Genomic DNA, 10,673 nt, shown 5'->3' on the forward strand with positions numbered 1-10,673 from the left:
GGGAGCGGTCCGCCTCGCCGCGGACTCGGACCTCAGGTCACACGGTGAGGCCCGGTGCAGGCGCGCTGCCCGCGGAGAAGAAGCCGATCGCCACCAGCGTGAGGATGGTCAGGCCCGCGGTGATCAGCAGGAACCCGAGCAGCTTGGACAGCCGCAGCTTCAGCTTGGAGGGCGGTTGCACCAGGTGCTTCGCCAGCTCGCCGGTCTGCACCATGCGTTCGTACTCCAGCGGGTGCTCCTTCTTGAACTCGTCGAGCGGCTGGCTGCCGGTGAACATCACCACGTCGACCGGGAACTTGTCGGGCCGGAAGTGGTTGTTGAAGAAGTGCACCGTGAAGAGGAACACCACCGCCAGGAAGGCTTCCTCGCTGTGGAAGATCGTCGCCACGTTGAACACCCAGCCCGGCAGGAACTGCGCCGCGATGTGGGGCAGCCACATGATCAGGCCGCTCACGCCGATGATCGTCACGCCCCAGAACGGCGCCCAGTAGTCGAACTTCTCCCAGTAGGCCCAGCGGTCGATGCGCGGGCGCGGGCCCTTGCCGAGGAACCACTTGAACATGCCGATGCAGTCCTGCAGGTCCTTCAGGTTCGGCACCATCGAGTACGGGCCGAAGACCTTCCAGGTGCGCCACTGGCGGCCCAGCGTGTACACCACGTAGGCGATGTGCCAGAAGAAGATGCCGGCGAACACCGTCGCGGCGGAGCGGTGGATGATGCCGGTGACCTTCGGTCCGCCGAACAGGTTGATGACCGCATGTGCCCACGGGACTTCGGGGTAGAACAGCGGCATGCCGGTGATGGCGAGCGTCATGACGCTCAGCGCGAAGCACAGGTGCGCGATGCGCCAGGTCGGCGTGAAGCGCTGGAAGTGCAGGCCGCGCACGGCCGGCGCGATCTCGTCGATGCGCACGTGCAGGTCGCCGCCGCGCGCCTTGCGCTCCTTCCACTCGCGCACGAACCACAGGATGGTGTGCAGCCAGAAGAAGGCGAAGGTGCCGATCAGCAGGCCGCTCATGCCCCAGGAGGCGGCGGTCACCTCGGGATAGCGCTCGAAGTTGCCCGGCTCGGCGTGCGGCTGGAAGCTCACGAAGCCCTTGGTCGGCGCTTTGAGGCCCTTCTTCGGATTGTGGCAGGAGCCGCAGGTCTCGAGGCGGTTGTCCGGGTGCACCTTGGAGGCCGGATCCTTCACGCGCACGATGTCGTGGCTGCCGTGGCAGTTGTAGCACTTGGCGGTGTAGGCGTAGCCGAGCGTCGTGACGGCGCCGTGGAAGGTGTCCTTGTACGCCTCGTACTGCCGGCTGTGGCAGTTGCCGCACTGCGCCGTCACGGCCAGCTTGAACGGATCGCTCGAGGTGTTGGCCACCTTGTGCGCGCTATGGCAGTCGGAGCACGTCGCCGCGTCCGCCAGCATCTTCTTGCCGTTCTCGATGCCGTGCACCGACTGCTGGTAGGTCTCCAGCTGGTCGGTGTGGCAGTTGCCGCAGCGCTCCGAGATGCTCAGGCGCCACTGCGTGTTCTCCGGCGAGTTCTTGTTGACCGGGACGTTGAAGCTGTGCGTGTCGTGGCACTGCGAGCAGGTCGCGTTCGGCTTCGTCTTGTCGTCCGGGTTGGGGCGGGCATGGAACGAGCTCTTGTAGTTCTCGATGTTGTTGGCCACCGTCTTGAGGCGCGGCCGCTCCTCGGCGCGCCCGCGCTTGACGGTCTGCTCCCAGAGCTCCTGGTGGCAGGAGGCGCAATCCACCTTGGCCAGCGGCTGCGCGGGATCCCTCTGGTGCGCGTTGCCCTTGTCCGCGTTGTCCTTGATGTCGGAGTGGCAGGCCACGCACTCCATCTGCGAGTGCACGCCCTTCTCGAACTTCACCGGGTCCACCGAGTTCAGCGCGCGCGGCTTGCCGGCCGGCGTGGGGACCTCCAGCTTGCCCTTGTTGCCGTCGTGGCAGCTCAGGCAGGTGGCGTTGTCGATCTTCGGCTTGGCCGGCGCATCGGACTGCGCGAAGGCGTTGCTGGCCAGCCCGCCGAGCCCGAGGCTGGCGGCTACCAGGCCTGCGGTGACCGCGGCCCGGCGCAGGCGTGCAAGAAAGCCCGCATGGTGCATGTTGGTTCCTGGTTTCATGTGATTGCCCCTACTCGCTCACCGTATCGAGCAGCTTGTGCTCGAATGCATAGCGCACCAGTTCCACCTGCCCGCCGAGCGTCATCTTCTCGAGGATGTGGGACTTGTGCGTGCTGACGGTCTTGATGCTCAGCGACAGTTCGTCGGCGATGTCGCTCAGCGACGCCCCCTGCACGATGCGGCTGAAAATGCAGTACTCGCGGTCGGTGAGCCGGTCGTGCGGCAGCACGTCGCCCGACTGGCTCGCCAGCAGTTCGGTCATTTCGGCGCTCACGAAGAGCCGCCCGGCCGCCGCGCGGCGCATGGCGCACAGCACGGTCGTGGCCTCGGCCTTCAGCGACAGATAGCCGAGTGCGCCGGCGCGAATGGCGCGCAGCGCATAGAGCTCCTCGCGCTGGGCGCTGAACACCAGCACCGGCAGGCGCGGCCGCTCCGCCTTGATCAACTTCACCAGCTCCAGGCCGCTGCGGCCCGGCATGGTGAGATCGAGCATCACCAGGCCCCAGTCGCGCGCGCGGACCTGCTGCAGCGTGGCGCGCCCGTCCACCGCCTCGCCGGCCACGGCGAGATCCTCGGTGGCCGCGAGCAGCGCGCGCAGCCCGGCGCGGACGACCGGATGTTCGTTGGCGAGCAGGACCTCGATGCGCACGCCGCTACTCCAGGGTGGGATCGAGCAGCTTGTGCTCGATCGCGTAGCGCACCAGGTCGACGTGCCCGTGCAGGTTGAGCTTGTCGAGGATGTGCGACTTGTGGGTGCTGACCGTCTTGATCGACAGCGACAGGTCGTCGGCGATCTCGGTGAGCGCGTGGCCGCGCACGATGCGGTCGAAGATGCCGTACTCGCGGTCGGTCAGCAGCGTGTGCGGCGGCGCGTCCGCGCTGCGCGCCGGCTCCATCGACAGCAGCGCCGCGACGGCCTGCGTGAAGTGCACGCCGCCGGCCGCGATGCTGCGCATGGCGGCCAGGATGGTCTCGGGCTCCGCGTCCTTGGGCAGGTAGCCGGAAGCGCCGGCGCGGATCGCGCGCAGCGCGTAGTGCTCCTCGCTCTGGGCGGAGAACACGAGGATCGGCAGGCGCGGCAGCTCGCCCTTGATCAGCTTGATCAGCTCCAGGCCGCTGCGGCCGGGGATCCACAGGTCCAGCACGGCCAGGCCCCAGGGGCGCGAGCGCAGCAATTCGAGGGCAGCGTGGCCATTGCCCGTCTCCGCCCCGACCACCAGGTCGTGCGTCCCCTCGATCATCCGGCGCAGCCCGCAGCGAACGACCGGATGGCCGTCGGCGAGCATCACTTCAATTTTCATTTCAGCCCCGAGCCGGGTCCGCGGCGTCGACGTGGCGGTTTTCCGCTCTGTAGGCCTGGACCCGGGTAATCCCCGATGGCCGGATGGTCTGCGGAAGCCCGCCGGCAGGGCTTGACTTTCGTCAAGCGGAATGTCGCCCAAGCGGGAACAGTCGACCTGGACTTGACCCATGCGGCATCGCCGCGCCGGCCGCTCGTCGTGCACGGACAACGTGCAGGAGCCCGGGCAGCGCCGCCGCGCCCCCCAGCCCTGCATGGCCTGCCTGCCGCGTCCTACAGCCCGGGCGCGCCGCCGCCGGGACGATTTGCGGATCGAGGAGACCCCATGCCCGCACCGACCAGTTCACGCACCCTCTGGAAGGGCGCCATCAGTTTCGGCCTCGTGCACATCCCCGTCACGTTGCATTCGGCGACGGCGGAGAACCGCATGAAGTTCAACCTGCTGAACAAGTCCACGATGACGCGGGTGGGCAACCAGCAGGTCGACAAGGCGTCCGGCGAGGCCATGCCGCGCGAGGAGGTCGTCAAGGGCTTCGAGGTGGAGAAGGACCAGTTCGTCGTGCTCACGCCCGACGAGATCAAGGCCGCGCTGCCGAAGTCGACCCAGACCATCTCCATCGAGTCCTTCGTCGAGCGCGGGCAGATCCCGGCCGTCTTCTTCCACAAGCCGTATTACGTGAGCCCCGGCGGCAAGGGCGGGCAGAAGCCTTTCGCCCTGTTGCGCGAGACGCTGGAGCGCACCGGCAAGGTCGGCATCGCCCGGGTGGTGATCTCCACCAAGCAGCACCTGGCGGCGCTGGTGCCGCAGGGCCGGGGCCTGGTGCTCAACCTGCTGCGCTGGTCCGACGAGGTGCGCGACGTCGCCGGCCTCGCCTGGCCGGGCGAGGACGTCACCGTCAGCGCCGCCGAACTGAAGATGGCCGAGCAGCTCGTCGAAGCGATGGCGGGCGACTGGCAGCCGGACCTGTTCCACGACGAGTTCCGCGAGAAGCTGATGGAACTGGTCGAGCAGAAGCAGCGCGAGGGCGGCCTGCGCCAGGTGGCGCCGCTGCCGGGCGAGGACGTGGCCGCGAGCGCGGAGGTGATCGACCTGACCGAACTGCTGCGCCGCAGCCTCAAGGGCAATGCGGAGGCCGCGCCGGCCGCCAGGAAGTCGGCGGCCCGGCGCGAGACGGCGGCCAACGACGAAGCGGCGCCGCTGCGCAAGGCCGCGGCACGCAAGAGCACCACCACGGCGCGGGCGACCGTCAAGCCCGCCGCGAGCCGGCGCAAGAGCGGTTGAGGGCCGGGGGACGCGCGATGGACTGCATGCGCAGCGCCGCCGCCGGATTGCTGGTGCTCGCCCTCGCCTGCGCCGGTTGTGGCGAGCGCGGCGGCGACACCGCGGTGCTGGGCGGCAACGGCGGCGACGAAGCGGCCCGCAGCGCATCGGATCGGCGCGCACTGGAAGTTCCGCCGCCGCCGGCGCCCGCCGGCACGCCGGCCCAGGTGGTGCGCACGGGCGAGGACACGGCCCTCGCGGTGTGGGTGCAGGACAGCCACGTGGTGAGCGCGGCGTATGGGCGTGCGGGCGGCTGGAGCGATGCGCGCGCGCTGGAGGAGATCTACGGCACGGCGAGCGACGCCCAGCTGGCCGGCAACGGCCGCGGCGCAGCCATGGCCGTGTGGCGGCACACGGTCGGCAACATCCAGAGCCTGCGCTTCAGCCGCTTCGACACGGCCTCGGGCTGGACCGCCCCCGACGTGCTGCCCGGCGCACTGCCGCGCCCGCATGCCGAAGGCGCCACCGACGACCAGGACGCGCCGCAGCTCACGATGCAGCAGGACGGCAGCGTCACCGCGCGCTGGCCGAGCGGCTTCGCCGAGGGCGAGGAGCAGCTGGCGCGCTACACGCCGGGCCAGGGCTGGTCGCCGCCGGTCGCCGCGCCGCTGGCTTCAGCGCAGGGCAGCGCGTCGGCGCCCGCCGCTGGCGCCGTCCGCTAGCCGCGCCTCCTCGACCAGCCAATCGGCGAAGGCCCGGGCGCTCGGATGCCGCGTCTCATGCGGCGCGAGCGTCACGAAATAGGCGCGACGTGAAGCGGCGGGGCTGCGGAAGGGCGCCACGAGTTTCTTCGTCCGCACCAGGTCGGCCAGCAACGGCAGCCGCCCGATCACCACGCCCTGCCCTGCCACCGCGGCTGCCACCGCCTCGCCATAGCGCGTGAAGCGCAGCGTGTGCGCCATGGGCACGGCGGCGAGGCCCATGAGTTGCAGCCACGGTTCCCATTCCGCGGTGAGCGGCGCGTCGTGCATCTCCACCGCGAGCAGCGTGTGCCGCGCGAGGTCCGCCGGCGCGGCGAGCGGCCGCTTCGCATCGCGCAGCAGCGCGGGCGCGCACATGGGCTGCACCTCCTCCTCGAACAGCAGCGGGCCCTGGCCCTGCGCGGCCGGCACGAAGCGCACGGCGAGGTCGACGCCGCGGCGCTCGAGGTCCACCAGCTCCAGGGTGGCGGAGATGCGCACGTCCACGTCCGGATGCACTGCGGTGAAGCGCGCCAGGCGCGGGATCAGCCAGAAGGAAGCGAAGCCGGGCGTGCAGGTGACGGCGAGCTGCTCGCGCTCCGCGCTGCTGCGCACGCGCGCGGCCGCATCGCGCAGGCGCTCCAGGCTGTCCTCCACCGCACGCTGCAGGATGCGGCCGGCGTCCGTGAGGGCGAGCGCGCGGTGGCGGCGCTCGAACAGCGCCGCGCCGACGCTGTCTTCCAGCTGCTGGACCTGGCGGCTGACGGCCGACTGCGAGAGCGCGAGCTCCGCGCCGGCGCGCGTGAAGCTCAAGTGCCGCGCTGCGGCCTCGAAGGTGTGCAGCAGGTCCAGCCGCAGCTGCCGCGAGCGCGGCGGCCGCAGCGTGTTCGCATTCGCTGGTTGCATGCGATCCATGCAAATCCACCGTTTCTCGCGGGGAGGAGCGGCCAGTATATTGATTCGCGGATCGCATGCGAAGGAGACCTGCGATGGAAGAGCACCCGACCATCACCCTGCCCGCGCGGCAGTTGTTCGAGATCGCCGATGCGGCCGGCGTGCGCATCCTCTGCACCGCGGGCAGCCTCTGGCTCACGCTCGACCACGACCCGCGCGACGTCATCCTGCAGGCCGGCGACGCCTTCGAATCGGAAGCGCCGCGGCGCCTGCTGCTCTATGCCTTCGAGCGTTCGAGCTTCGCGCTGCATGCGCCGGCGCCGCGCGACCGGCGCCACCGGGCCACGCGCGCGCCGACGCTGTGGGCCGCGCGGCCGGCCGCCGGGTAGAGTCGCGTCGTGCGCCGGCTACCGGCTAGAACGGCACTTCGACGCCCAGGCGCACGCCGGTGTCGCGCCCGTTGTCGCGGCTGCGCAGCACGCCGAGGCCGGCCTCGACCTTCATGGGCTGCTGGTAGACGCGCCATTCCCAGCTCGCGTTCAGTTCCACCAGCTTCACCGTGTCCGCCGAGGGGAACGCCAGGTTGACCGCCTGGCTGGACGGATTCACGTCGGCGCGCACGAAGCGCAGGCCGTAGCGCAGCCGGTAAGGGTTGCGCCCGGGAACGACCCGCACGCCCAGGGAATGGGCCTTGCCGTCGCCGCCCAGGAAGTGGCCGATGGGCAGCCCCTCGTGGTACATGCCGTCCAGGAACTCGGTGTGCACATAGGCGGTGTTCGGGCGCCCGTCGCGCAGGCCGAACAGGCGCCGGCTCATCGTGTCGGCGGTTTCGACATGCCACTGCACCCGGGCACCGGCCAGCGAGTGCTTGAACTGCAGGCCCGCGATGCCGATGTAGTTGGTCGGTCGCAAGTCCGATTCGTCTTCCCCGATCAGCTGGCCATAGAGACTGAGCGGATTGCCTCCGGGCAGCCAGGTGTAGCGGGCGTCGAAGCCCGCGATCTCGTTGTTCTTGACGCCTTCCTCGTTGGGGCGGCTGAACACCGCGCGCAGGTGCGCGCGCGGCCCGTTCTCGGAGATGGCGCCGCCCCATTGGGTCAAGCGCGAAAGGCCCACTTCCAGCCCCGGCAGGGGCTGCGCCTGCAACCGCATCGCGACCACCCGCACGCCCGGCACCAGGCGGTTGTGCAGCATCTTGCCGAGGAAGACCTCGTAGCTCCACGGCCCCAGCCAGGACAGCCAGCGCGTCTCGAACGGGCGTTCCGTCGCCCGCCGCACACCGACGCCCGGAATGGCGAGCGCGGCATTGGACCAGATCAGGCTGCCGTCCTGAGCCGGCCCCCACCAGTGCGGGATCTGCCCGGCATAGAACACCTGCCCGCCCCACGCGCCGGCCAGGTAGCTGCCCTCCGCGTTGAAGTTCGTCTGGCGCGGCGTGAACGGATCCGCCAGGCCGTGCAATTCAAGTCGGCCCGCCCACGGACCGCTGCTGGCCTGGACGCGCGCGGCGACGTCGGCCTTCGCGCGCACCGGGTGATCGAAGCCCATGGTCGGCAGCGAGGCGGTGTTCCCGCGCACGGTCACGCCGAGGCCGAGGCGCTTGCGCTGGCGCGCGAGTTCCAGCTCGACGGCGGCAAGGGCCTCGCGGTCGCTGAACGTGATGTTGGGTCGCCGGCCTGCGAGCGCCGCCTCGACGGCGGCCAGCGGCAACGGCCAGGCTGAAGTCGACAGCGTGATGACGCCGTGCTGGGCGAGCCACTGCAGGTCTTCGCGCAGGCGCTCGTTGCCCGCTTCCAGCAGCACCGCACTCTGGGCGCGCACCTGCGCGGCCGCCATCAAGGCGGCGGCCGCAAGAGTCCAGGCGACCACGCGCCGCCCGCCGGGTTTCTTCTGCGTTTCTTTCATCGACCGATCCCTTGTTTTCAAGCCGGGCATCCTGCCCGGTTTGGCGTTCGAAAGCAACGCGGCGCGTAGGGCACGGCCAAGCGCGGCAGCACGCCCGTGTCGGACGGGCAATGCGGTCCGGGTCTTACAGCCGGGCTTGCAGGCCCCCTCCATACTCGCTGCATCACACAGACAAGGGAGTCTTAGCCATGCGTAAAACCGCTTTCGTGATTGCCGGCCTGGTGTCCGCCGCCTCCATCGCCCTCGTGGGGTGCGACGTGCAGAAGACGGAGGAAGGCAACGTGCAGATGCCCAAGTACGAGGTGTCCAAGACCCAGGAGGGCGACGTGACGCTGCCCAAGTACGACGTGGACGCCCCCAACGTGGACGTCACCACCGAGCAGAAGGACGTGACGGTGCCCAAGGTCGGCGTCTACACCGAGAAGGAAACGCTCACGGTGCCGAAGGTGGAAGTCACCCCGGCCCAGGACGACGACAAGGTCGCCCAGAACAAGAAGTGATCCGGCGGCTGCCACGGATCGCAGGCCGGCGCTGCCGGCCTTTTTGCTGTCTGCAACAGTGCAGCTGCAGCGGCCGCGTGCTTCGGCGGTAGGCCGCGTCCTACCCGGCAGCGAGCCGTTGTCGCGCAGGCGTGCCAGACAAGATCGCCACATGCCGCAGCCCCGGCCCGCCGCAGGGCCAGCCGGCTTAGACTGCTGCCAGCCCCGCACGCGGGGCTCGTCGAACCGTGCCACACACCGCCATACCCGCCCACGTCCTTCTCGTCGATGACCAGCCCGCGAACCTGCTGGCGCTGGAAGCCGTTCTCGACACCCTGCGTGTCAACCTGGTGCGGGCCGTCTCCGGACCCGAGGCGCTCGAGGCCCTGACCCGGCAGGACTTCGCGGCCGTGCTGCTGGACGTACGCATGCCGGGCATGGACGGCTTCGAGGTGGCGCGCGAGATCCGCTCGCGGCCGCGCTCGCGTTTCACGCCCATCCTGTTCGTCACCGCCGGCGACGACCCCGACGAGGCCATGCTGTCGGCCTACGCACTCGGCGCGGTGGACTTCCTCGCCAAGCCGCTGCGCGCCGAGGTGCTGAAGGCCAAGGTCGGCGTCTTCGTCGAGCTCTATCGCAGCAAGGAGGAATTGCGGCTGCGCGAGCGGCGCGACTTCGAGCAGCGGCTGGAGGCCAAGGAAGAGCGCTACCGCGCGCTGTTCGAATCGATCGACGAGGGCTTCTGCGTGCTGCGCCTGCTGCGCGACGCGCAGGGCAACGTGCGCGACTACCGCTTCGAGGAGGCCAACGAGGCCTTCGCCATGCATACCGGCCTGCGCGACGCGGTGGGCAAGACCGTGCGCGAGCTCACCCCGGCCGACGAGGGCCACTGGTTCCAGATCTTCGAGCGCGTGGCGCGCACCGGCGAGGCCACCCGCTTCGTCGAGGAAGCCCGCGCGATGAACCGCTGGTTCGACGTCTATGCCTCGCGCCTGGGCGGCCCCGGCAGCGACCTGGTGGCGGTGATCTTCTCCGACATCACGCAGCGCCTGCTCGCCGAGCAGGACCTGCGCCGACTCAACGACGAGCTGGCCCAGGCCAACCGCCGCAAGACCGAATTCCTCGCGACCCTCGCGCACGAGCTGCGCAACCCGCTGGCGCCCCTGTCCAACGGGCTGCACCTGATGCGCATGGGCGCGAGCAAACCCGAACTGCTGGAGAAGACCCGGCAGATGATGGAAAGGCAGGTCCAGCATATGGTGCATCTCGTCGACGACCTGCTCGATGTCGCGCGCATCAGCACGGGCAAGGTCGAACTGCGCCGCCAGCGCATCGACCTGAAGGAAGTGGTGGCCACCGCGGTGGAGACCAGTGCCTCCCTGATCGAGTCGGGGCGGCACAAGCTGCACGTGGAGCTACCCCCGCAGCCGCTGCCCATGGATGCCGATCCGACGCGCATCGCGCAGGTGATCAGCAACCTCCTGAACAACGCCGCCAAGTACACGCCGGAGCCGGGCCGCATCACGCTCAAGGTGCGCGTCGACGGCGGCGAGGCGGTGCTCTCGGTCACCGACACGGGCATCGGCATCGATCCCGAGGCGCTCGCGAAGGTGTTCGAGATGTTCGCCCAGGTTCCCAGCAGCACGGGCAAGCCGCAGGGCGGCCTGGGCATCGGCCTGTCGCTGGTGCAGAGCCTGGTGGCGCTGCACGGCGGCAGCGTGTCGGCCGACAGCCCCGGGCCCGGCCAGGGCAGCACCTTCACCGTGCGGCTGCCGCTGGCGATCGCGGACACCGCCGGCGCGGAGAACAAGGCCGCCAGTGCGCCCGGCACCTCGGGCCAGTTGCAGGTGATGGTGGTGGACGACAACACCGATGCGGCCGAGAGCCTGGGCGTGCTGCTGGACATCGAAGGCCATGCGGCGCACATCGCCCACACCGGGGCCGAGGCGCTGCAGATCGCGCAGGAGCACCCGCTCGA

10 protein-coding genes are annotated in these 10,673 nt (G+C 70.0%); 5 read left to right on the top strand and 5 right to left on the bottom strand.

Annotated elements, in window-relative coordinates:
- Positions 1 to 37: 37 nt before the first annotated feature.
- The 3 genes from VFM98_RS18240 to VFM98_RS18250 are packed head-to-tail and all read right to left on the bottom strand — an operon-like array spanning position 38 to position 3,417.
- The gene (locus VFM98_RS18240; RefSeq protein ID WP_325111322.1) at positions 38 to 2,116 is read right to left on the bottom strand and encodes a multiheme c-type cytochrome; all 2,079 of its coding nucleotides are present in this window, start codon (positions 2,114 to 2,116) and stop codon (positions 38 to 40) included.
- 10 nt (positions 2,117 to 2,126) lie between these two features.
- Complete coding sequence (locus tag VFM98_RS18245; RefSeq protein ID WP_325111323.1) at positions 2,127 to 2,765, bottom strand: response regulator transcription factor; 639 nt, start codon at positions 2,763 to 2,765, stop codon at positions 2,127 to 2,129.
- Positions 2,766 to 2,769: 4 nt separating this feature from the next.
- Positions 2,770 to 3,417 (bottom strand): response regulator transcription factor, encoded by a 648-nt coding sequence (locus VFM98_RS18250; protein WP_325111324.1) that lies wholly within the window; start codon positions 3,415 to 3,417, stop codon positions 2,770 to 2,772.
- A gap of 324 nt (positions 3,418 to 3,741) precedes the next feature.
- Here VFM98_RS18250 and VFM98_RS18255 point away from each other — a divergent pair, with 324 nt between their 5' ends.
- Positions 3,742 to 4,698 (top strand): Ku protein, encoded by a 957-nt coding sequence (locus VFM98_RS18255; RefSeq protein WP_325111325.1) that lies wholly within the window; start codon positions 3,742 to 3,744, stop codon positions 4,696 to 4,698.
- Between the two features lie 26 nt (positions 4,699 to 4,724).
- Positions 4,725 to 5,399, top strand: coding sequence for a hypothetical protein (locus VFM98_RS18260; RefSeq protein ID WP_325111326.1), 675 nt, complete (start codon positions 4,725 to 4,727; stop codon positions 5,397 to 5,399).
- Here VFM98_RS18260 and VFM98_RS18265 read toward each other — a convergent pair.
- Complete coding sequence (locus VFM98_RS18265; RefSeq protein ID WP_325111327.1) at positions 5,352 to 6,323, bottom strand: LysR substrate-binding domain-containing protein; 972 nt, start codon at positions 6,321 to 6,323, stop codon at positions 5,352 to 5,354. The genes VFM98_RS18260 and VFM98_RS18265 overlap by 48 nt on opposite strands.
- Before the next feature lie 83 nt (positions 6,324 to 6,406).
- On the opposite strand from VFM98_RS18265, the gene VFM98_RS18270 reads away from it, so the two are divergent.
- The gene (locus VFM98_RS18270) at positions 6,407 to 6,700 is read left to right on the top strand and encodes a DUF2917 domain-containing protein (protein ID WP_325111328.1); all 294 of its coding nucleotides are present in this window, start codon (positions 6,407 to 6,409) and stop codon (positions 6,698 to 6,700) included.
- 25 nt (positions 6,701 to 6,725) lie between these two features.
- On the opposite strand, the gene VFM98_RS18275 is transcribed toward VFM98_RS18270, so the two are convergent.
- The gene (locus VFM98_RS18275) at positions 6,726 to 8,216 is read right to left on the bottom strand and encodes a capsule assembly Wzi family protein (protein ID WP_325111329.1); all 1,491 of its coding nucleotides are present in this window, start codon (positions 8,214 to 8,216) and stop codon (positions 6,726 to 6,728) included.
- A 188-nt stretch (positions 8,217 to 8,404) separates the two neighbouring features.
- Here VFM98_RS18275 and VFM98_RS18280 point away from each other — a divergent pair, with 188 nt between their 5' ends.
- Together VFM98_RS18280 and VFM98_RS18285 are read left to right on the top strand one after the other, a co-directional pair.
- Positions 8,405 to 8,716 (top strand): hypothetical protein, encoded by a 312-nt coding sequence (locus VFM98_RS18280; RefSeq protein ID WP_325111330.1) that lies wholly within the window; start codon positions 8,405 to 8,407, stop codon positions 8,714 to 8,716.
- 227 nt (positions 8,717 to 8,943) lie between these two features.
- Positions 8,944 to 10,673, top strand: a 1,730-nt coding sequence (locus VFM98_RS18285; RefSeq protein WP_325111331.1) for a hybrid sensor histidine kinase/response regulator, incomplete at its 3' end; no start/stop codon positions are given.

The sequence above is a fragment of the Ramlibacter sp. genome, assembly GCF_035706265.1.
Taxonomy (GTDB): Bacteria; Pseudomonadota; Gammaproteobacteria; order Burkholderiales; family Burkholderiaceae_C; genus Ramlibacter.